This is a genomic window from Mesorhizobium sp. 128a, from assembly GCF_053848025.1.
In genome coordinates, this window is the sequence record NZ_JBSPKY010000007.1 from 171,967 (window position 1) to 193,534 (window position 21,568).

A 21,568-nucleotide genomic window follows, 5' to 3' on the forward strand; every position below is an offset into this window, starting at 1 on the left:
CAATGATCTTCGCTGGACAATGCCCTATCGATCGGCGACCTGCCAGCGTGGATTGATCCAGGGTTCCAGGTTGGACGGCGCCAGCGGCGTGCGGCCGAGAATGTGGTCGGATGCCTTCTCGCCGGTCATGATCGACGGCGCGTTCAGGTTGCCGTTGGTGACGCGCGGGAAGATCGAGGAGTCCGCGACACGCAAGCCCTCGACGCCGATGACGCGGCATTCCGGATCGACGACGTTCATCAGGTCGTCGGCACGGCCCATCTTGCATGTGCCGCAAGGGTGGTACGCGCTTTCGGCATGATCCCGGATGAAGGCGTCGAGATCCTCGTCCGACTGGACGTGCGAACCCGGCGATATCTCCTTGCCGCGAAAGCTGTCGAAAGCCTTCTGGCCGAAGATTTCCCGGGTCAGCCTGATGCAGTGGCGGAACTCGGTCCAGTCGTCTGGATGCGACATATAATTGAAGCGGATCACCGGCGTCGCTTTCGGGTCGGGCGAGCGCAGCGTCACCGAGCCGCGCGACTTCGAGCGCATCGGCCCGACATGCGCCTGGAAGCCATGTGACTTCGCCGCCGCCTTGCCGTCATAGCGCACCGCCGCCGGGATGAAATGGTACTGGATATCGGGGTAGTCGACGCCGGCTTGAGAGCGCACGAAGGCCGCCGCCTCGAAATGGTTGGTGGCGCCGAGGCCGGTCTTTAAGAACAGCCATTGCGCTCCGATCAGCGCCTTGGAGAAGGGGTTGAGCACCGAGTTCAGCGTGATCGGCTGTGTCGATTCCTGCTGGATATAGAGCTCCATATGATCCTGCAGATTGCGGCCGACACCGGGGCGGTCGGCAATCACCTCGATCCCGTTTTCGGCGAGATGCGCGGCCGGGCCGATGCCGGACAGCATCAGGATCTTGGGCGAATTGATCGACGACGCTGCGACAATCACCTCACGCCGTGCCTTAACGACTTGAATCTGTTTGTGAGCTTCGATCTCGACGCCGACGGCGCGTTGATTCTCGATGATCACGCGGCGCGCGAAGCCTTTGACCACGCTGACATTTTGCCGTTTGAGAGCCGGCTTCAGATAGGCCGATGCCGCCGACCAGCGGCGGCCGCCACGGATGGTCTGCTCCATCGGCCCGAAACCTTCCTGCTTCGAACCATTATAGTCATCGGTCAGTTCGAACCCGGCCTGTCGGCCGGCCTCGACGAAGGCGCCGTAGAGCGGATTGCGGCGCGAGCCGCGCTGGACATGCAGCGGGCCGCCATGGCCGCGCCAGCCTTCCTCGCCGCCGTCATTGTCCTCCATCCGCTTGAAGTAGGGCAGCACGTCGGCAAAACCCCAGCCGGTCGCGCCCTCTTCGGCCCAATGGTCGAAGTCGCGGGCGTGGCCCCTGACATAGACCATGCCGTTGATCGAGGACGAGCCGCCGATCACCTTGCCGCGCGGCGTTGCCAGCACGCGGCCGCCGAGATGCGGCTCCGGCTCGCTGGCAAAGCCCCAGTCGTAGAGGCTCATGTTGAGCGGGATGGACAGCGCCGATGGCATCTGGATCAGCGGCCCGATATCGGTGCCGCCGAACTCGATGACGATCACCGAATGCTTGCCGTCTTCCGACAGCCGGTAGGCCATGGCCGAGCCGGCGGAGCCGGAGCCGATGATGACGAAATCTGCTTCAAGCATTCATATGCGCCATGAAATCGGCGAGCGAGACATTGCCGCCGGTAGCCACAACCAGGACGGTTTTACCCGCCACATCCACCGTGCCGTCGAGCAGTGCCGCCAGCGACGCCGCGCCTGACGGCTCCAGCACCAGCTTCATCCGCTCGAAAGCGATCTTCATGGCGCGCCGGACCGAGGCGTCGTCGACAGTGATGCCGCGCACGCCGGCGGCCTTGACCGCCGCGAAGGGCGCATCGCCCGGCCGCCGCGACATCAGCCCGTCGCAGATCGACTTCGGCGCGATTGGCATGGTCTCGATGGTGCCATGCGCCAGCGATGAACCCATGCCGTTGAACCCTTCCGGCTCGACGCCGATGACTTCGGTTCCCGGTGACAGATAGTGGAAGGCGAGCGACACGCCGCCGATCAGCCCACCGCCGCCGACCGAGCAAAACAACAGGTCAGCGCTGGCACCCTTCGCCTCGAGTTGCTCGAGCGCTTCGAGCCCGGCGCCGGCCTGGCCGGCAACGATCTCAGGATCGTCGAATGGATGCAGCAAAGCCAGCCCTTCTGTCTCGGCGATCTCGCGCGCCTTGGCGGCAGCGACCTCTTCACGGGCGCGATCGCCATGATCGGTCAGCACAACGCGCGCGCCATAGCCAGCAGTGGCATCGCGCTTGGCGGCCGGCGCGTCGATCGGCATGACGATGGTGACGGGAATGCCGAGCGCCTGGCCCGCGGCCGCCAGCCCTTGCGCGAAATTGCCCGAGGAATAGGCGACGACGCCTTTCTTCGCTTCATCCGGTGACAGACGCTTCAGCCGCCAATAGGCGCCGCGCACTTTGAACGAGCCGGCCCATTGCAGCGATTCCGGTTTGATGAAAACGCGCGCCGCACCCGTCTCCTTGGCGAGTGCCGCCGATTCCAGCAAAGGCGTGATCTGCGTCGCCTGCGAGGTGACCGCATAGGCCTGCTTGAGGTGATCGAGGGAAGGGACAAGAATGGTCATCATTCGCCTCGCGGATACCGTTTGCTTTCCTCGAGATTGTCGAGGTTCATGTGGTTGCGCATGTAGCGCTCAGAGGCCTTTTGCAGGGGCTGGAAATCCCAGGGGTAGTAGGCGCCGTTGCGTAGCGCGGGGTAGACAACCCAGCGGCGCGCCTGGCTCTCACGCACGGCCGCGTCGAAACCCGCCATGTCCCAGCGCGCCCGGACCGTTCTCGTGAAAGCAGCCACAAGCTCGCCATGCGCCGGATCGGCGGCGAGATTGACGCGCTCGAGCGGATCGGCTTCGAGGTCGAACAGTTGCGGCGGGTCGAGCTCGCAATGGATGAATTTGTAGCGGCCGTCGCGGATCGCGACCAGCGGCGCGTAGGAGCCTTCCGCGGCATACTCCAGCAGCACAGGTGCGGTGCGCTGCGCGCCCTTGGTGAGCGGCAGCAGCGACTGGCCGTCGGTCCATGGCGCGATCGCGCTCATGTCGATGCCGGCGAGATCGCATAGCGTCGGCGTGACGTCGAGATTGGAGACCGGCGCCTCGATCACCCCGGCCGGAACGCCCTTGCCGGCGATCATCAGCGGCACGCGGGCCGAACCCTCGAAGAAGCTCATCTTGAACCAGAGGCCGCGCTCGCCCAGCATGTCGCCGTGATCCGAGCAGAACAGGATGGTTGTGTCGTCGGACATGCGTGTCCGCTTCAGTACGTCCAGAAGCTCGCCGAGCTTGTCGTCGACATAGGAGATGTTGGCGAAATAGCCGCGTCGCGAGCGACGGGCCTGCTCCGGGGTGATCTCGAAGGACGGATAGTCGCTGGCATGGTAGAGCCGCTGCGAATGCGCGTCCTGGTCGTCATGCGCGATGAACCCGGTTTCCGGATCCAGCGCCTGGCAGTGCTCGTAGAGGTCCCAGTACTGCTTGCGCGCCACATAGGGATCGTGCGGATGCGACAGCGAAACTGTCAGGCACCAGGGCCGGTGTTCCGCGTCGTCCTGATCGCGCGAAAGCTGGTACAGCTTCTGCGTCGCCAGGAACACGACCTCGTCGTCATATTCCATCTGGTTGGTCGTCTCGGCGATGCCCGCTCCTGTCACCGAACCCAGATTGTGGTACCACCATTCGATGCGCTCGCCGGGCTTGCGATAATCCGGCGTCCAGCCGAAATCGGCAGGATAGATATCTGTCGTCAGCCGCTCCTCGAAACCATGCATCTGGTCCGGCCCGACGAAATGCATCTTGCCCGACAGGCAGGTGTAGTAGCCGGCGGCGCGCAGATGGTGGGCGAAGGTCGGGATCGAGGAGATGAATTCGGCGGCATTGTCATAGACCCCGGTGCGCGACGGCAACTGACCGCTCATGAACGAAGCGCGGCCCGGCGCGCAGAGCGGCGACGCGGTGTAGTTGTTGGCAAAGCGTGCCGAACGCGCTGCCAGTGCCTTCAGATGCGGCGCGTGCAAAAAGTCCGCCGGCCCATCGGGAAACAAGGTGCCGTTGAGCTGATCGACCATGACGATCAGTATGTTGGGTCGCTTGCCAGTCACTGTCGCCCGCCGAGTTTGGTTTCCAGATAATCCTCGACCAGCGCGATCGCGGTGGCTGCGTCCGGCACGCCGTCCTTCAGCGCGCGCCTGATGTAGAGGCCGTCGATCAACGCTGCGGTTGCTTCCGCCGCGCGGTCGGCTTCGTGCCTGGCCAGGATGCCGGTCAGCCCGCTCATCAGGTTGGAATGCAGCCGCCTCGCATAGACCCTGAGCAGCCGGCGCAAGGCCGATGATTTCTGCGCCTCGACATAGAAGGCGAGCCAGGCAGCGATGGTTTCCGGCCGGAACTGGATGTCGGAGAAGTTGACGGCCACAACGGCCGAAACGCGTTCGCGCGGCGAACCGGCCGATTGCAGCGCGCGCCGCATGTCGATCGTCAGTTCGGCCAGTATGTGCCGCATCGTCGCCAACAGCAGTTCGTCCTTGGCGCCGAAATAGTGGTGCGCCAATGCCGACGACACGCCGGCGCGGCCGGCGATTTCCGACATGGTCACGTCAAGCGAGCCGCGCTCACCGATCGCCGAGATCGTCGCGTCGATGAGCGCCTTGCGGCGCAACGGCTCCATTCCGACTTTCGGCATTGTTGTTCCCGGCTCCTTGCCCGCAGATTATTTTTTATTGATCCGTCAATCAACAAAAAATCGACTCGATTGCAGCCTGCACCAAGCGATTGTCGGCTTGCGGCCCTTTTCGACGAGGGCGGGATTGTTTATATTTGAACAATAAAGGCGAAGTGCGCCATATGAGCCCATGTTAGGCTGGCGCCAAGGATGGAGACCGCCATGACCGCATGCATCGTTGGCTGGGCGCATTCGCGCTTCGGCAAGCTCGAAGGCGAGACGCTGGAAGGGCTGATCACCAAGGTCGCGGTCGACGCGCTGGACCATGCCGGCATCGGCCCGGATGAGGTCGACGAGATCGTCCTCGGCCACTTCAACGCCGGCTTTTCCCCGCAGGATTTCACCGCCAGCCTGGTGCTGCAGGCCGACGACCGGCTGCGCTTCAAGCCGGCGACCCGCGTCGAGAATGCCTGCGCCACCGGCTCTGCCGCGGTCCGCCAAGGCATCCGCGCCATCGATGCCAATGCAGCGCGCATCGTGCTGGTGGTCGGTGCCGAGCAGATGACGACGACGCCCGGTCCCGAGATCGGCAAGAACCTGCTCAAGGCGTCCTATTTGCCGGAGGAGGGCGACACCCCTGCCGGTTTCGCCGGGGTCTTCGGCAAGATCGCGCAGGCCTATTTCCAGCGCTATGGCGACCAGTCGGATGCGTTGGCCATGATTGCCGCCAAGAACCACAAGAACGGCGTCGACAATCCCTATGCGCAGATGCGCAAGGATTTCGGTTATGAATTCTGTCGTCAGGAGAGCGAGAAGAATCCCTTCGTCGCCGGTCCGCTCAAGCGCACAGACTGCTCGCTGGTCTCCGATGGTGCCGCTGCCCTCGTGCTGGCCGACACGTCGACGGCGCTGAAGATGCGCCGCGCCGTCGCCTTCCGCGCCAACGAACACGTCCAGGATTTCCTGCCGATGTCGAAGCGCGACATCCTGTCGTTCGAGGGCTGCGAGCAGGCCTGGAACCAGGCGCTGAAGAAGGCCGGCGTGACGCTCGACGATCTTTCCTTCGTCGAGACGCATGACTGTTTCACCATTGCCGAACTGATCGAATATGAGGCGATGGGCCTGGCCAAGCCCGGCGAAGGCGCAAAACTGGCGCTGGACGGCACGACCGCCAAGGACGGCCGGCTGCCGGTCAATCCATCCGGTGGGCTGAAGGCCAAGGGCCACCCGATCGGCGCCACCGGCGTGTCGATGCATGTGCTGTCCGCCATGCAATTGACCGGCGAGGCCGGCGGCATCCAGGTGCCCGGCGCCAAGCTCGGCGGCATCTTCAACATGGGCGGCGCTGCCGTCGCCAACTACGTTTCCATTCTCGATCGGATCAGATAAACCGCCCTGCATTTGCGGGAGGTGACATGACAAATCCGGTTCTGGTCGAGGTCTTGCGCGGCGCGATCGTCGAGAGCGCCCATCGCGGCGCTGTCGCGGTCTTCGATGGTGACGGCAAGCCGGTCCTGGAGATCGGCGATACGGCGCGCCCGGTGTTTCCGCGCTCCGCGGTCAAGGCGATCCAGGCACTGCCTTTGGTCGAAACGGGTGCTGCCGATGCGTACGGCTTCGGCGACCGCGAACTGGCGCTGGCCTGCGCCTCGCATTCGGGCGAGCCGGCGCATGTCGAACTGGCGCAGGCGATGCTGGCCAAGGCCGGCCTCGACAAATCGGCGCTGGAGTGCGGCGCGCATTGGCCTTCCAGCCATGGTGCGGAGATTGCACTGGCCCGCGCCGGTGGTTCGCCAAACCCACTGCACAACAATTGCTCCGGCAAGCATTCCGGCTTTCTCTGCACCTGCGTGCACTCGGGCATGGCCCACCAGGGCTACGTCAAGGCCGGCCATCCCTTTCAGGAGATGGTACGAGACGCCATGCAGGCGGTGACCGGCGCTGCCCACGATGCCAATGACCGGGCCATCGATGGCTGCTCGATCCCGACCTACGCCGTGCCTCTGAAAAGCTTCGCGCTGGGCTTTGCCCGCATGGCGACAGGCAGGGGCTTTGGCCCTGAGCGCGCCAAGGCCGCCAAACGTTTGCTGTCAGCCTGCATGGCCGAACCTTTCCTGGTTGCCGGCACCGGCAAGGCGGACGTCGCGCTGATGCAGGCCGCGCCCGGCCGCATCTTCGTAAAGACCGGCGCCGAGGGCGTCTATTGCGCCGCCGTTCCGGAGCTTGGCCTCGGCATTGCGTTGAAATGCGATGATGGCGCCGGCCGCGCCGCCGAGGTCATGATCGCAGCGGTGCTGGCAAAACTTCTCAGCGCCGACGAGGCGCTGGCGGCAAATCTTCTGGAGCAGACCAATCCAGCAATCGAAAGCCGCATCGGCGCCAAAGTCGGCTCGCTACGCCCGACCGCGGCGCTTAGCTGACGCGGTTTCGCTCGACCATCAGATGCGCATAGCCGGTATCGCTTGACCGCGCGAGGTCGCCGGTCGCCGGTTCGGCCCAGCGCTGACCGATGATGGCGCCGTTCTTGGCACCGTCGATGACATTATCGGAAATGATGGCATTTCCTGCGCCCTCAACGACCGTGACGGCAATGCCGGTCCCAGCCTTGCGGATGATGTTTCCCGTCGCAACCACATTGCGCATGTAGGCGCCCCAGCCGATCTGCATGCCGTAGAGCGGCGCGTTCTCGATGACGTTGCCCGAGACGGTGGTGTCGGCCTCGACGCTGATACCGACGCCGAAGCCCGGCGCATCGGCGGGGTAGGGGCCTGTGGTCGAGAGATTGCGCACGATGTTGTTCGAGCACACGCCCATGCGGCCGCCCTCGTTGAAATTGACGATCGAAATGCCGTTGGCCGCACCATCGACGATGTTGTTGCCGATGATGGCGCCTTCGAAGGAGAATTCGGAATAGAGCGCGGTTTCGCCCGAACGCGAGCAGGTGTTGCCGGTCACCTGCAGATTGCTGGAGCTGTTGGCGCGGATCGCCGAAAAGGCGCAGTCGGAGACGATGTTGCCTGTAATGGAGACATTGCCGGCGCGGAAGGCGTTGATGCCGTTGCCGTTCTGGCCCGTGCCGCCGCTGCGCGCAGCGATCCGCTGGACACGGTTGCCGCTGACGACGGTACCGTCTTCGGCCTGTTGCCAGCGATGCACGAGAATGCCGCCATTGCCGCAGTCGGACACGATATTGTCGGAGATCGCCAGGCCGGCCGCCTCGACGGAATAAATACCGGCGTCAGGTGCCCCCGTTATTTCGGAACGCTCGACGCGGCCCGCCGCATGCTCGAGCGCCAGCCCGTGCTTGCTGCTTCCGGTGATCTGACAATTGTCGATGACGAGATGAGCGACGCGACGCAGATCGAGCAGACCCTGCGCATCATCGGCCAGCCAGCTGTTCGCGCCGTCGAAGACCAGCCCTGCGAGTTCGATATGCTCGGCCTGTTCGGCCATCAGCAGACGGCCACCACCGCCATAGAGAACGCGTGAGGCGCCGGGCACGCCGGAGAGCCTGACACGGGCGGGCAAGGTCAGGTTGGATACCAAATAGTTTCCGGGCGGCAGGAACACCGGCATGTTGCCTTCGCTGGCCTCGGCAAGCATCCGGGCGAAGGCCTTGCTCTGGTCGTCCGCTGCGTCCGGCTGCACGCCAAGCTCGGCGGCGTCGATCGAGCCACGCGTTGCCGTCTTTGCCGAGGCCTTGCCCAGCGAAAGACCGAGCATGGCAAAGCCAGCCGTTCCCTTCAGCAGCGCTCGTCTGTTCAACATCGGCACATCCCTTGCGATCGCCCGGCTAACCGCAGAATCGTGCCAGCCGCAGCGGTGTTCGCCCGGCCATAGTCCGGCCAATGACCGGGCTCGGCAAGTGGCTTGTACAGTCGCCGAAGCGGGCCTAAGCTTATCCGATGAGCCGAGCTTTTACGCGCGAGGAAGACAGCGAAAACGCCATTGCCGGCATTGGCGAGCGGCCGATCAGCCCGCACCGCAATCTGGTCACGGAGCGCGGGCTGGCGCAGATCGAGGAAAATCTTGCCGATCTGCGCGACATACTGGCCAAAGCCGAGCGAAAAGCCGATCGCGAGCGTATTGCCGTCGTCTCGCGCGACCTGCGCTACTGGACCGCGCGCCGCGAAAGTGCCGAGCTTTCCGTACCCGAACCGGGCAGCGACCAGGTGCGTTTCGGCATGGGCGTCACGCTGGAAAGCGATGACGGCAAGAAGGTGCACTGGAAGATCGTCGGCGAGGATGAAGCCGATCCGTCAAAGGGCAGCATTTCCCACGTCTCGCCAATGGCGGTGGCGCTGTTCGGCAAGAAGGTCGGCGACGTGGCAAGCGTCAACGGCAAGCAATGGGAAATCGTCAAGCTTTCGGACAACTGATGCCGGCCGTCAGGAGCTGCTACACAGCCAGCTTTTGCAGTTCAGCCTCGTATTCATCCATGGTGGCGCGGGCAGTACGCATCTGCCGTTCCACATCGGTACTTTCCACCGGCGTCAGAACAATGCCGCTACCGGTTTCGATGATCTCGAGTTGATCGCCCAATTGCAGTTTCAGGCCGTCGAGAATTTCTCGCGGCAAGATCAACGCGCCTGATCCGTCATGGAGCCTGTGGACAGCAGTCTTCACGCCTTTTGATTGCATTAGACACTGTGACACAACTTTGAGTTGCAGAAAAGCGGTGTTTGGTTCAGCCCGCCAGCAGCCGATCCAGCAGCCGATCCGCCGCTTCCGGGATGACCGTGCCCGGCGGGAAGATTTCCGCTGCCCCGGCTTCCAGCACCGCGTCGTAATCCTGCGGCGGGATGACGCCGCCGGCGACGATCAGTATGTCGGCGTGGCCGAGCTTCTTCAGCGTATCGCGCAGTTCGGGGATAAGCGTAAGATGTCCCGCCGCCAGCGACGAGGCGCCGATGATATGGACGTCCTGCGCGACCGCCAGCTTGGCGATCTCTTCCGGCGTCTGGAACATCGCGCCGACAGTGACGTCGAAACCGAGATCGGCGAAGGCCGTGGCGATGACCTTCTGGCCGCGGTCGTGGCCGTCCTGTCCCATCTTGGCGACCAGGATGCGCGGCTTACCGCCGGCCTTCTTCTCGAAGGCTTCCAACTTCTGCAGCAGCCTGTCGACCGTCAGATTGTCGCCAAGTGCGTTGCGATAGACGCCGGAGATCGTCTGCACCGAGGCGACGTGACGGCCAAAGACCTTTTCCAGCGCCAGCGAGATCTCGCCAACGGTGGCGTTGGCGCGCGCGGCGCGGATGGCGAATTCCAGCAGGTTTTCGTTACTCTGCGCGGCGCGGGTCAGCGCATCGAGCGCGCTCTCGACCGCGCCGACATTGCGCGTGCCTTTCAGCTTCTGCAGCTTCGACAACTGCCGGGCCCTGACCTCGGCATTGTCGATCTTCAAGACGTCGACTTCGATGTCGTTCTCCGGCCGATGCGCATTGACGCCGACCAGCATCTGCTCGCCGGAATCGATGCGCGCCTGCGTGCGCGCCGCCGCCTCTTCGATGCGCAGTTTCGGGATGCCCTGCTCGGTCGCCGCCGCCATGCCGCCGAGGGCCTCGACCTCTTCGATGTGGGCAAGCGCGCGCGCCGCAAGATCATGCGTCAGCCGCTCCAGATAGGCCGAGCCGCCCCATGGATCGATGATGCGGGTGGTGCCGGATTCCTTTTGCAGGATCAGCTGCGTGTTTCGGGCGATGCGGGCGGAATGGTCGGTCGGCAGCGCCATCGCCTCGTCGAAGGAGTTGGTGTGCAGCGACTGCGTATGTCCCTGCGTCGCCGCCATCGCCTCGATCATTGTGCGGGTGATGTTGTTGTAAGGGTCCTGCGCCGTCAGCGACCAGCCGGAGGTCTGGCAATGGGTGCGCAGCGACAGCGAGCGTTCGTCCTTCGGCGCAAAATTCTTCTGCATCAGCGTCGCCCACAACAGGCGCGCGGCGCGGAGCTTGGCGACCTCCATGAAGAAGTTCATGCCGATCGCCCAGAAGAAGGAAAGCCGCGGTGCAAACCGGTCGATGTCGAGACCGGCGGCGACGCCCGCACGGGCATATTCGATGCCGTCGGCGATGGTGTAGGCGAGTTCCAGGTCCGCCGTCGCACCGGCCTCCTGCATGTGATAGCCGGAGATCGAGATCGAGTTGAACTTCGGCATGTGCTGGGAGGTGTAGGAGAAGATGTCCGACACGATCCGCATCGAAGGTTTCGGCGGATAGATGTAGGTGTTGCGGACCATGAACTCCTTCAGGATATCGTTCTGGATGGTGCCGGCGAGATCCTTCTGCGCAACGCCCTGTTCTTCCGCCGCCACGATGTAGAGCGCCATGATCGGCAGCACGGCGCCGTTCATGGTCATCGACACCGTCATTTCGCCGAGCGGGATGCCGTCGAACAATTGCCGCATGTCGAGGATGGAATCGATCGCCACGCCCGCCATGCCGACATCGCCTGATACGCGCGGGTGGTCGCTGTCATAGCCGCGATGGGTGGGCAGATCGAAGGCGACCGACAGGCCCTTCTGGCCGGCGGCGAGATTGCGGCGGTAGAAGGCGTTGGATTCCTCCGCCGTCGAGAAGCCGGCATATTGCCGGATGGTCCAGGGCTGCTGGACATACATTGTGGGGTAAGGCCCGCGCACGAAGGGCGGCATGCCGGGATAGGTGTCGAGATGGGTGAGCCCCTTGAGGTCGCCCTGCGTGTAGAGATGCTTGACGGCAATGCCTTCCGGCGTCAGCCGCTGGCCCTTGACCTCGACGGGCGCGCGCCGTGGCGCCGACCAGCCGATCTCTGAGAAATCCGGGATCACGGTGCGGCTCCGATTGACTGGTCGATGCGAACCGGAAACAGGGCTTCGCAAACCGCCACGCCCTCGGTGAAGGGAGGCCGCCGCTCGGCCGCCAGCGTCTCGACCGGGACCTCGCTTTTCGCCGGGTAAAGCGTGGTGCCGATGATTGCTCGTTCACCCGACCGGTAGGCCTCGGCGCGGCGCTCGGATGCTGCCTTGACGCGCTTCTGGATATGGCCTTGCTGCAGGCTCACCAGAACGCCGCCTTCCGCCTCGATCCTCTGGAATTCTTCCCACGCCGCTTCGCAAAGGCCCAGCGTCAGCGCCTCGACCGCGCCCGAGCCATAGGCGGGGTCGGCGACGTGGTCGATATGGCTTTCATTGGCCATGATCAGCTGTGCGTTGCGGGCGACACGGCGGGCAAACGGTGCCGGCAGGCCATGAGCGATCGTATGCGGCAGGATGGAGATCGAATCGGCGCCGCCGGCGGCCGCGGCAAAGCCTGCGATCGCAGTGCGTAGAATATTGGTCTCGGGGTCGGCTGCCGTCATCATGCGGAACGACGTCTCGGCATGGATGTTGGCGGTGGAGGCCGGGATCGAGCACGTCTCCTGGATCCGCGCCCACAGCCTGCGCAAGGCTCTGAGCTTGGCCGTCGACAGGAACTGGTCCTGGTCGACGCTCAGCGCAAAGCCGATATGCGGTGCGGCATAGACAAGCGGCTGGCGCGCGTCCTCGAACATTCTGAGATAGGAGACCGCGGAGGCAAGCATGGTGCCGAGTTCCTGCGCCTCGGTGGCGCCGGCATTGTGGAAGACGCGCCCGTCGGCCTCGAGCAGCACGCCTGGCACGCCCAGCGAAAAGAAATGCGCCAGCGATTGCGGCATCGATGCCTGCAACGCCTCGATCGACATCCGCAAGCGCCCGGTTCCGGCGAAGATCGCCGCCGGGTCGATTCCGAAGGAGAGGTTGAGCTTCGTCGGGTCGGAGCGGCGCTTGCTCAGGAACGCCACCAGCCAGTCGGCCACGGCGCGGCTCCAGGGATGGGCGTCGATGCGGATCTGCGTGCGGTTGAGCGGTATGCCGTCCAGCACCGTCTCCAGCGCCTGCGCGGTCCTCGGCAGGCCATAGCCGAACGCATTCGGGGCGCCTTCGAAGACCAGCGACAATCCCGTCGCGCCTTGCGCAACATCGTCGAGAGCCTGCGCCTTGGCACGGCCGATATCGGGATCATCGATGCGCTGGCTTACGATCCAGGGCGATCTGGGATTGGCGCGAACAAGCGGTTCGGCGCCAGCAGCGCGGTCGTAGAGCGGCTCTATGCGAAGGGCGTCGTCGGTATGCGAGACCAGTTTGTCCTCGAAGAAGGCGCCGGCAAGCGCCTTTTCGGCCAAGGCCAGCCAACGCTGGCGCTCTGCATCAGCGGGTTCGACACTCCTGGTCAAGGCTCCGGCGCCCATCCATGTTCCTCGTTCTTATGCGGCCGCACCAGCCTCAGCACTCCAGTCTACGGTTCCCCGCCCGATATCGCAATGCAATGCGCCTGCACGGACCCAATTCGGTCGGCTGACATATGTGTACCTGCGTGGACGAGCCATGAACGATTGCCAAACACCGGCAAAATCCGCAAGCTCCAAAAACCGATTTGGAGGATTGGTCCAATTTGGACAATTGGCCCAATCTGGATGAATGGCCAATCTGGATGAATAGCATTGTCGCTGTGCAACGGCCTCACTATACCGGCGGCAAAGGTCATTGGCTTTAACACATCAGTTTTCGGAGACTCCTAACCTATGGCCGACGACACCAGTATTTTCCTCGGCGCCAGCCGCAGGCCCGACGACAGCTACCAGCGCGCCGAACAGCTGCTGCTGCAATATGGCAACCGCCATGGCCTGATCACCGGCGCCACCGGTACCGGCAAGACGGTCAGCCTGCAGATCCTGGCCGAGGGCTTCTCTAATGCCGGCGTGCCGGTGTTCTGCGCCGATATCAAGGGCGACCTGTCCGGTATCGCCATGATTGGCAAGGCGCAGGATTTCCTGGTCAAGCGGGCCGAACAGGTAAAGCTCGACCCTTATGACTTCCAGGAATTCCCGGTCATCTTCTGGGATCTGTTCGGCGAGCAAGGCCACCCGATTCGAGCCACCGTTTCGGAAATGGGGCCACTGCTTCTGTCGCGGCTGATGAACCTCTCCGAAGCGCAGGAAGGCATCATGAACATCGCCTTCCGCATCGCCGACGAGGACGGCCTGCTGCTGCTCGACATGAAGGATCTGCAGGCACTGCTGGCCAACATCGCCGAGCGCGCCGACGAGATCAGCTCCCGTTATGGCAATGTCACCAAGCCGTCCGTCGGCGCCATCCAGCGCACGCTGCTGGTGCTGGAACAGCAGGGTGCGGCGCATTTCTTCGGCGAGCCGGCTTTGCGTATCGCCGACATCATGCGCACCACCCGCGATGGCCGCGGCGCCATCAGCGTGCTCGCTGCCGACAGACTGATGATGAACCCCAGACTCTACGCCACCTTCCTGCTCTGGCTGATGTCGGAGCTGTTCGAGGAATTGCCCGAGGTCGGCGACCCGGACAGGCCGAAGCTGGTGTTCTTCTTCGACGAGGCGCATCTGCTTTTCGACGAAGCGCCGAAGGTGCTGATCGACCGCGTCGAGCAGGTGGTTCGCTTGATCCGCTCCAAGGGCGTCGGCGTCTATTTCGTCACGCAGAACCCTTTGGATATCCCTGAGAAGGTTCTCGCCCAGCTCGGAAATCGCGTGCAGCACGCGCTGCGCGCCTACACGCCGCGCGAACAGCAGGCGGTGAGGACGGCCGCGGACACCTTCCGGCCCAACCCGGATTTCGATTGCGCCACCGCGATCACCCAGCTCGCCACTGGAGAAGCGCTGGTCTCGACGCTGGAGGCCAAGGGCGTGCCGTCCATGGTGCAGCGGACGCTGATCCGGCCGCCGTCGTCCAGGCTTGGCCCGATCACGGCGGACGAGCGCCGCAAGCTGATCGACCAGAGCCCGGTCGCCGGACAGTACGACCAGACCATCGACCGCGAATCGGCCTTCGAGATGCTGCAGAAGAAGGCCAGGGATTCTCAGGACGCGGAAGAACAGGCGCAGCAGGCCGACAGCGGCCGCTCGCGCTGGACCATTCCGGGCTTCGGCAATGACGATTCGCCGCCGCCGCAATCAGGCGGTCGCCGTGCACCGGCGCCGAGACCCTCGAACCGCCAGACCGTCGCCGAAGCCGCGATCAAGGCGGTGGTGCGGTCGGTCGGCTCGTCTGTCGGGCGCGCGATCGTGCGGGGGATTCTGGGGAGCCTGTCCAGGGGGCGGTAAAAACAGCATTAGCCGGCCAGGCTGATTTGAGGCAGTGGACGTCAAGCGTGCTGCCTGCCACCATGCCGCGTCGCGGACACCTCGATCGATGAAGCCCACGGCGTTCTGTAAGAGGTGGCAATGAACGTCCTCGTCGATCGAGTCGTGCTTCTGACCGGCAGCCTTGGCCCGCCTCGGCCGGACCTAGGCGGTGACGCCGACGCGAGCCGGCGCGCGCGTACCGATGCTCGACCGCCGATGCAGAGGACGGACCAGGGATTGCCTCGGAACTGGCCGCTGAGACAAGGGCGACGTTCATCGTCCGGGATCTCAACCGGCTTGCGGAGGCAGAAGCTGCCGCGGCGGCGCGGGCGGCTGGCGCGAGCGCTCGTCCTCAGTCGCGGGCGGGATAGCCCAAATCCTGCCGGCCAGCATTGTCGGTCCAGCGTCGGAACAACACGCTGGCGTTGACGCCGCCAAAGCCGAAGCCATTGGAGATCGCGTAGTCCATCTCCATTGGCCGGGCGCGGTTTGCGACGAAGTCGATCCCTTCGGCGGCTGGGTCGGGGGCGCCCAGATTGAGCGTCGGCGGTGCGACCTGATCCCTGAGCGCCAGGATAGTGAAGATGGCTCCAAGCCCACCGGCGGCTCCAAGCAAGTGTCCGGTCGCCGACTTTGTTCCGCTGACGGCTATGCCGAAATCCGTCCCGAAGAGGCTTCTGATCGCCGCGATTTCTCCCAGGTCGCCGACCGGCGTTGAGGTCGCGTGCGCGTTGAGGTGGCGCACCTCACGCGCCGAAATACCGGCCTGGGCAATCGCGATCTCCATGGCTCGACGCGCACCGTCGCCGTCCTCGGGACCGGACGTGACGTGGTGAGCATCCGCCGTCGTGCCGTAGCCGACGAGCTCGGCGAGCGGTTCGGCGCCGCGCGCAAGCGCGTGGCTCAATTCCTCGATGACCAGGATGCCGGCACCTTCGCCCATGACGAAACCGTCACGCGACATGTCGAACGGGCGGGAGGCCTCCTCGGGACGGTGATTGAAAGAGGTCGAAAGAGAGCGTGCCGCGGCAAACCCACCGAGACTGACCGTGTTTATGCAGGCTTCCGTCCCGCCGCACACCGCGATGTCGGCTTCATCGGCGCGGATGAGACGAGCCGCGTCGCCGATCGCCTGAATGCCGGCCGCGCACGCCGTCACCGGCGCGCCGAGCGGGCCTTTGAAGCCGTGACGGATCGAAATCTGTCCTGCTGCGAGGTTTACCAGGAAGGATGGCACCGTGAACGGTGAAAGACGTCGAACACCGCGCTGATCGACCGTTCGCACCGCTTCGGTTATGGCCGGGAACCCCCCAATCCCCGAGGCGATGATTGTCGCGGTGCGGACCCTGTCATCTTCCGAGACAGGCTTCCAGTTCGCCTGGGCAATCGCCTCTTCCGCCGCCGCCAGTGCGAAGAGAATGAAGCGATCGACCTTGCGCTGGTCCTTCGGAGCCAGGACGGTATTCGGATCGAAGCCCGCTTCGGGATCCTGTTCCAGGGAAGGAACCGTGCCGCCGATCTTCGCCGGCAGGTCTCCCACGACATCGTCCGGCAGCCTGCGGATGCCAGAGCGTCCGGCCAGCAGACGCGACCAGGAGGCTTCCACATCTGCGGCAAGGGGCGTGACCGCTCCCATGCCCGTAACAACGATCCGTCGCATCTATTCTCCTATCGCCTGGGTGCGTCGCAAGCGCTGCGTGCGGCTTTTAAGCCGCGACGGCTTCGCGAACCTGATCGATCGCGGCATCCAGAAAAGCCTGCGCGAGGTCGGGGTCGTTGACCGCCCGCGAGAGGAGCACCGCACCGACCATCGTCGAGAGAATGGCCATGGCCTTGCCGCTGGGCGCTTCGCCGTCCGCCTCGCCAATCCAGGGGCCTAGCATCCCGAGGTATTCCCCGATTCCCGCTTCGAATGACGCTTTCACCTCGTTGCCCTGTCTGGCGGCATCCGAACCGAGCGCCGCGACCGGGCAGCCATCCATCCTCTCTTCGCGATGCCCCTTACTAAGATAGAGGTCGATCACCGCGCCAAGCGGATCCTCCGGTTTCGCCGCGACGGCAGCCGACCATCTGCGAGTCGCGTGTTCCATCGCTCGCCTCGATGCCTGCGCTGCCAGATCCTCCTTGGAGTCGAACTGCTTGTAAAAGGCGCCTTGGGTCAGCCCGGCACCCTTCATCAGATCCTTCAGCCCGATACCGTCAAAGCCGTGCTCTCGAAATAGGCGGCTTGCCACATCGATCACGGTTTGGCGGTTCTGCTCAGCCTGACTGCGACTAACGCGCATGGTCGGTCTCCTTTTTTAGATTGCGTTCGTAATCAATAGCAGATATAGAGTGCGAATGCAATCTATTTCAACAGGAGGCAACGGGCGTGAAAAAGAGACTGATTATTGGGTTGGGGAGCATCCTGGTCGTGGGGCTCGGGGTGGCCGCATTCATTACGCTTCGCACGCAGACGGCCGCTGCCGCGGCTGATCCAAGGCAGGAACCTCCGATGGTCAGGCTGGTGACTGCGGTACCGGTGCCCGGATCCGACCGCGGCTTCACAGGTACAATTGCCGCGCGGGTGCAGAGCAATCTTGGCTTTCGCGTCCCCGGCAAGATCATCGAGCGCCTTGTAAATGTCGGTGAACAGGTCAAGGCGGGCCAACCACTGCTACGGATCGACGACACCGATCTGGCCCTTGCGCTCACCGCCAAGCGCAACGCTGTCGCCGCGGCACGCGCTGTCCTGGTTCAGACCAGTGCGGACGAAAAGCGCTATGCCGTTCTGGTCAAGAAGGAATTGGCTGCAACCCCGCAGCGCTACGAGCAGGCGAAGGCAGCACTTGATACCGCCACGGCACAGCTTGCAGCTGCGGAAGCGGATGCGAAGGTCGCGGAAAACGAGGCGGCCTATTCCGTCCTGGACGCGAACGCCGATGGAACGGTTGTCGAAACGCTTGGCGAGCCGGGACAGGTTGTCGCCGCGGGACAGACAGTGGTTCGGATCGCGAACGCCGGCCCCCGCGAAGCGGTGGTCGCGCTTCCCGAGACGATCCGACCGGCGATCGGCTCGGTAGCCGAGGCGAGCATGTATGGGGCCGATGGGCGGCATTTTACGGCGCATCTCCGGCAGTTGTCGGACGCCGCCGATCCCCAGACTCGTACCTATGAGGGCCGTTATGTGCTCGATGGTGAGGCCGCGGCAGCCCCGCTTGGCGCGACGGTAACCATCCGGCTTGCAAGCCCGGCGAGCCAACCGGAAGTGCAGGTGCCGCTGGGGGCCGTGCTGGATGATGGCCAGAAAACCGGCGTTTGGATCTTGGATGGCGCAACCTCGACCGTACACTTTCAGCCCGTCAAGCTTGTTCGTTTGACCAGCGAAACCGCCGTGATCTCCGGGCTTAGCTCGGGTGATTCGATTGTTTCGCTCGGCGCTCATCTCCTGCAGGAGGGCGCTCGTGTCAGGACTGCCTCTGAAAGCAGGAGCAACTGATGAGCCTCAATTTCTCCGCGATCGCCGTTCGCGAGCGAGCCGTCACCCTTTTCTTCATCATTCTGCTGGTTGCCGCCGGCGCCTACGCCTTCCTCAAGCTTGGACGGGCGGAGGATCCCAACTTCACCATCAAGACCCTGACGGTTACGACAGTATGGCCGGGCGCGACGGCGCGTGAGATGCAGGACCTCGTCGCCGAACCGTTGGAGAAGCGGCTTCAGGAGCTGACCTGGTACGATCGTGTGGAGACGACAACACGGCCGGGCTATGCGTATCTGACGGTCACGCTGAAGGACAGCACACCGCCATCCAGCGTGCAGGAGGAGTTCTACCAGGCCCGTAAGAAGCTCGGCGATGAAGCCCGCAACCTGCCCCCCGGCGTGTTCGGTCCCTTCGTCAACGACGAATACTCCGATGTCAGCTTCGCCCTTTATGCCATCAAGGCTAAAGGCATGCCGATGCGGGAGCTCGCACGGCAAGCCGAGACCATTCGCCAGGACCTTCTGCATGTGCCTGGCGTCAAGAAGATCAACATCCTCGGCGAACGTCCCGAGCAGATATTTGTCGAGTTTTCCTATGCCAAGCTCGCAACCCTCGGCGTGTCGGCACAGGACATCATTGCCGCCTTGCAGCGGCAGAACACCGTCACACCGGCGGGCTCGATCGACACAGAGGGGCCGCAGGTCTTCATCCGGGTCAACGGCGCCTATGACAGTATCCAAACGATCGCCGACACGCCGATCGTCGCCGCGGGACGGACCCTGAAGCTCTCCGACATCGCCGAGGTCCGGCGCGGCTATGAGGATCCTGCCACCTACGTCATCCGTCACCAGGGCGAGCCGACCATCATGCTCGCGGCGGTGATGCAGGAGGGCTGGAATGGTCTTGAACTCGGCAAGGCGCTGGAGGAGAGATCGGCGGCGATTGCACAAACGCTGCCTCTCGGGATGACGCTGGCCAAGGTCAGCGACCAGGCGGTGAACATCGGCTCGTCGGTCAACGAGTTCATGCTCAAATTCGCGATGGCGCTCGGCGTGGTGCTGCTGATCGCCCTGATCAGCATGGGTTGGCGCGTCGGCATCGTCGTGGCGGCCGCCGTTCCTCTGACGCTCGCCGTCGTGTTCCTCATCATGCTGGAAACTGGCCGGTTCTTCGACCGCATCACGCTCGGCGCCCTTATTCTGGCACTTGGACTTCTCGTCGACGACGCCATCATCGCCATCGAGGTGATGGTGGTGAAGATGGAAGAGGGTATGGACCGCATCAAGGCGGCGGCCTATGCGTGGAGCCACACCGCGGCGCCGATGCTCTCAGGCACGCTCGTGACGATCGCCGGGTTCCTCCCGGTGGGCTTCGCGCGCTCGACGGCCGGGGAATACGCCGGCAACATCTTCTGGGTCGTGGGGTTCGCCCTCATCGTCTCCTGGATCGTCGCTGTGGTCTTCACCCCTTATATGGGCGTCAAGATGCTGCCCGCGATCAAACCGGTCGAAGGCGGCGTCCACGCCATATACGACACACCGAACTATCGGCGCCTTCGCCGGCTCATCACCTTTGCCGTGCGCCACAAGATCGTGACCTGCGCTGCCGTCGGCATCGTCTTCGCACTTTCGGTTGTCGGCATGGGCAGCCTCAAGCAGCAGTTCTTCCCGACATCCGATCGCCCTGAAGTGCTGGTCGAGGTTCGGCTGCCGGAAGGCACCAGCATCGAGACGACGACCGCTACGGTCGAGAAGCTGGAACGCTGGCTTGGCGACCAACCCGAGGCCAAGATCGTGACCAGCTACGTGGGCCAGGGCGCTCCCCGCTTTTTCTTCGCGATGGCGCCGGAACTGCCGGATCCAGCCTTCGCCAAAATCGTCGTGCTGACACCGGACGCGGAGGCGCGCGAGGCCTTGAAGCACCGGCTGCGTGAAGCGGTTGCGACAGGGCTTGCCCCCGAAGCGAGCATCCGCGTCACGCAACTCGTGTTCGGACCTTACACCCCGTTCCCGGTTGAGTTCCGGGTCATGGGGCCCGATCCCGCGCAATTGTACGCCATCTCTGAAAAAGCCCTCGAGGTCATGCGGAGCGTCCCGGACGTGCGTCAGGCCAATCGCGACTGGGCCAATCGCACGCCAGTACTGCGCTTCATCCCGGATCAGGATCGACTGAACCTCATCGGCCTGTCGCCGTCGGAGGTGGCCCAGCAGCTCCAGTTCCTCCTCACCGGCATCCCGGTCACGCAGGTCCGCGAGGACATCCGCAATGTCCCGATCGTGGCACGCAGCGCCGGCGCAGAGCGACTGGATCCATCGCGTCTGGCGGATTTCTCCCTGATGAGCCGGGACGGCCGCCAGGTCCCGCTAGACCAGATCGGCCACTCGGAAATCCGTCTGGAGGAGCCGATCCTGAAGCGGCGTGATCGCACACCGGTCATCACGATCCGTTCGGATATCAATGAGGCGACCCAGCCGCCGGAGGTTTCCAAGCAGATCATGACGGCCCTTCAGCCGCTGATAGCATCCCTTCCGGCCGGCTATCGCATCGAATTGGGCGGATCTATCGAGGAGGCGGCCAAGGCCAACACCGCGCTGGGTAAGGTCTTCCCAGTCATGATCGCCGCCATGCTGATCGTCATCATACTTCAGGTGCGATCCTTCTCGACGATGGCGATGGTCATGCTGACGGCACCGCTCGGCCTCGTTGGCGTCGTACCGATGTTGCTGGTCTTCAACCAGCCCTTCGGATTCAACGCCATTCTGGGTCTGATCGGACTGGCGGGCATCTTAATGCGCAACACGCTGATCCTGACCGAACAGATCAAGGAGAATCGTGCCGCCGGCCTTGACAACTATCACGCCGTGATCGAGGCCACGGTGCACCGCACAAGGCCGGTGATCCTGACCGCACTTGCCGCTGTGCTTGCTTTCATCCCTCTTACCCACTCCGTCTTCTGGGGATCGATGGCCTATACACTGATCGGCGGCACGGCGGCGGGCACGGTGCTGATCCTGCTGTTCCTGCCCGCGCTCTATGTCGCTTGGTTCCGGATCAAGCCGACCGCGGATGAGATCCATGAGGTTTCGATGGAGGAACCGGACGTGCCAGCTGCAATGGCAGCTGAGTAGGGGCCGATTATCGCAGGAGACGGCTCCGTTGGCTTTGCGTTGACCCGCAGAGCCAACGGCAAGAACGACCGCTC

Annotated in this window: 16 protein-coding genes; 6 read left to right on the forward strand and 10 right to left on the reverse strand. The window is 63.9% G+C overall.

The window, feature by feature from the left end:
* Positions 1–24 precede the first annotated feature (24 nt).
* Genes betA through betI form a run of 4 tightly spaced genes read right to left on the reverse strand, consistent with a single transcriptional unit; the run spans position 25 to position 4,775 of the window.
* Positions 25–1,677, reverse strand: a complete 1,653-nt coding sequence (gene betA, locus ACWTU9_RS14350; RefSeq protein ID WP_455858836.1) for a choline dehydrogenase — start codon at positions 1,675–1,677, stop codon at positions 25–27.
* Positions 1,670–2,668 carry a threonine/serine dehydratase gene (locus ACWTU9_RS14355; RefSeq protein ID WP_455858837.1) on the reverse strand — a complete coding sequence of 333 codons (999 nt, stop codon included), beginning with the start codon at positions 2,666–2,668 and terminating at the stop codon, positions 1,670–1,672. The genes betA and ACWTU9_RS14355 overlap by 8 nt, the downstream gene beginning before the upstream one ends.
* Positions 2,665–4,194, reverse strand: a complete 1,530-nt coding sequence (gene betC / locus ACWTU9_RS14360) for a choline-sulfatase (RefSeq protein WP_455858838.1) — start codon at positions 4,192–4,194, stop codon at positions 2,665–2,667. The genes ACWTU9_RS14355 and betC overlap by 4 nt, the downstream gene beginning before the upstream one ends.
* A complete protein-coding gene (gene betI / locus ACWTU9_RS14365) occupies positions 4,191–4,775 on the reverse strand; it encodes a choline-binding transcriptional repressor BetI (RefSeq protein WP_454573882.1) in 585 nt (194 codons plus the stop codon). The genes betC and betI overlap by 4 nt, the downstream gene beginning before the upstream one ends.
* Before the next feature lie 201 nt (positions 4,776–4,976).
* Here betI and ACWTU9_RS14370 point away from each other — a divergent pair, with 201 nt between their 5' ends.
* Positions 4,977–6,143, forward strand: coding sequence for an acetyl-CoA acetyltransferase (locus ACWTU9_RS14370; RefSeq protein WP_455858839.1), 1,167 nt, complete (start codon positions 4,977–4,979; stop codon positions 6,141–6,143).
* A gap of 26 nt (positions 6,144–6,169) precedes the next feature.
* A complete protein-coding gene (locus ACWTU9_RS14375) occupies positions 6,170–7,174 on the forward strand; it encodes an asparaginase (RefSeq protein ID WP_455858840.1) in 1,005 nt (334 codons plus the stop codon).
* On the opposite strand, the gene ACWTU9_RS14380 is transcribed toward ACWTU9_RS14375, so the two are convergent.
* Complete coding sequence (locus ACWTU9_RS14380) at positions 7,167–8,522, reverse strand: TIGR03808 family TAT-translocated repetitive protein (protein ID WP_455858841.1); 1,356 nt, start codon at positions 8,520–8,522, stop codon at positions 7,167–7,169. The two genes, ACWTU9_RS14375 and ACWTU9_RS14380, sit on opposite strands and share 8 nt — an antisense overlap.
* Before the next feature lie 137 nt (positions 8,523–8,659).
* Between ACWTU9_RS14380 and greA the strand changes: the two genes are divergently transcribed.
* The gene (greA, locus tag ACWTU9_RS14385) at positions 8,660–9,133 is read left to right on the forward strand and encodes a transcription elongation factor GreA (protein ID WP_455858842.1); all 474 of its coding nucleotides are present in this window, start codon (positions 8,660–8,662) and stop codon (positions 9,131–9,133) included.
* Between the two features lie 19 nt (positions 9,134–9,152).
* Here greA and ACWTU9_RS14390 read toward each other — a convergent pair whose 3' ends face one another.
* From ACWTU9_RS14390 to ACWTU9_RS14400, 3 genes are all read right to left on the reverse strand, one after another.
* Entirely contained in the window at positions 9,153–9,380 is a 228-nt protein-coding gene (locus ACWTU9_RS14390) for an AbrB/MazE/SpoVT family DNA-binding domain-containing protein (protein ID WP_455858843.1), read from the reverse strand.
* A gap of 61 nt (positions 9,381–9,441) precedes the next feature.
* Positions 9,442–11,562 carry a methylmalonyl-CoA mutase gene (gene scpA, locus ACWTU9_RS14395; protein ID WP_455858844.1) on the reverse strand — a complete coding sequence of 707 codons (2,121 nt, stop codon included), beginning with the start codon at positions 11,560–11,562 and terminating at the stop codon, positions 9,442–9,444.
* The gene (locus tag ACWTU9_RS14400) at positions 11,559–13,001 is read right to left on the reverse strand and encodes a methylmalonyl-CoA mutase subunit beta (RefSeq protein ID WP_455858845.1); all 1,443 of its coding nucleotides are present in this window, start codon (positions 12,999–13,001) and stop codon (positions 11,559–11,561) included. The genes scpA and ACWTU9_RS14400 overlap by 4 nt, the downstream gene beginning before the upstream one ends.
* Before the next feature lie 333 nt (positions 13,002–13,334).
* Between ACWTU9_RS14400 and ACWTU9_RS14405 the strand changes: the two genes are divergently transcribed.
* The gene (locus ACWTU9_RS14405) at positions 13,335–14,885 is read left to right on the forward strand and encodes a helicase HerA-like C-terminal domain-containing protein (RefSeq protein WP_455858846.1); all 1,551 of its coding nucleotides are present in this window, start codon (positions 13,335–13,337) and stop codon (positions 14,883–14,885) included.
* A gap of 373 nt (positions 14,886–15,258) precedes the next feature.
* Here ACWTU9_RS14405 and fabF read toward each other — a convergent pair whose 3' ends face one another.
* Entirely contained in the window at positions 15,259–16,566 is a 1,308-nt protein-coding gene (fabF, locus tag ACWTU9_RS14410) for a beta-ketoacyl-ACP synthase II (protein WP_455858847.1), read from the reverse strand.
* Positions 16,567–16,612: 46 nt separating this feature from the next.
* The gene (locus ACWTU9_RS14415; protein ID WP_455858848.1) at positions 16,613–17,191 is read right to left on the reverse strand and encodes a TetR/AcrR family transcriptional regulator; all 579 of its coding nucleotides are present in this window, start codon (positions 17,189–17,191) and stop codon (positions 16,613–16,615) included.
* Between the two features lie 86 nt (positions 17,192–17,277).
* On the opposite strand from ACWTU9_RS14415, the gene ACWTU9_RS14420 reads away from it, so the two are divergent.
* Positions 17,278–18,384 carry an efflux RND transporter periplasmic adaptor subunit gene (locus ACWTU9_RS14420; RefSeq protein ID WP_455858849.1) on the forward strand — a complete coding sequence of 369 codons (1,107 nt, stop codon included), beginning with the start codon at positions 17,278–17,280 and terminating at the stop codon, positions 18,382–18,384.
* Positions 18,384–21,494 (forward strand): efflux RND transporter permease subunit, encoded by a 3,111-nt coding sequence (locus tag ACWTU9_RS14425; protein ID WP_455858850.1) that lies wholly within the window; start codon positions 18,384–18,386, stop codon positions 21,492–21,494. The genes ACWTU9_RS14420 and ACWTU9_RS14425 overlap by 1 nt, the downstream gene beginning before the upstream one ends.
* Positions 21,495–21,568: the final 74 nt, after the last annotated feature.

Coding starts and splice junctions, on each gene's coding strand:
- fabF (WP_455858847.1), bottom strand. CDS start 16,566: ATGCGACGGATCGTTGTTACGGGCATGGGAGCGGTCACGCCCCTTGCC.
- betI (WP_454573882.1), bottom strand. CDS start 4,775: ATGCCGAAAGTCGGAATGGAGCCGTTGCGCCGCAAGGCGCTCATCGAC.
- ACWTU9_RS14415 (WP_455858848.1), bottom strand. CDS start 17,191: ATGCGCGTTAGTCGCAGTCAGGCTGAGCAGAACCGCCAAACCGTGATC.
- ACWTU9_RS14405 (WP_455858846.1), top strand. CDS start 13,335: ATGGCCGACGACACCAGTATTTTCCTCGGCGCCAGCCGCAGGCCCGAC.
- ACWTU9_RS14375 (WP_455858840.1), top strand. CDS start 6,170: ATGACAAATCCGGTTCTGGTCGAGGTCTTGCGCGGCGCGATCGTCGAG.
- greA (WP_455858842.1), top strand. CDS start 8,660: ATGAGCCGAGCTTTTACGCGCGAGGAAGACAGCGAAAACGCCATTGCC.
- ACWTU9_RS14380 (WP_455858841.1), bottom strand. CDS start 8,522: ATGTTGAACAGACGAGCGCTGCTGAAGGGAACGGCTGGCTTTGCCATG.
- ACWTU9_RS14425 (WP_455858850.1), top strand. CDS start 18,384: ATGAGCCTCAATTTCTCCGCGATCGCCGTTCGCGAGCGAGCCGTCACC.
- ACWTU9_RS14370 (WP_455858839.1), top strand. CDS start 4,977: ATGACCGCATGCATCGTTGGCTGGGCGCATTCGCGCTTCGGCAAGCTC.
- ACWTU9_RS14355 (WP_455858837.1), bottom strand. CDS start 2,668: ATGATGACCATTCTTGTCCCTTCCCTCGATCACCTCAAGCAGGCCTAT.
- betA (WP_455858836.1), bottom strand. CDS start 1,677: ATGCTTGAAGCAGATTTCGTCATCATCGGCTCCGGCTCCGCCGGCTCG.
- ACWTU9_RS14400 (WP_455858845.1), bottom strand. CDS start 13,001: ATGGGCGCCGGAGCCTTGACCAGGAGTGTCGAACCCGCTGATGCAGAG.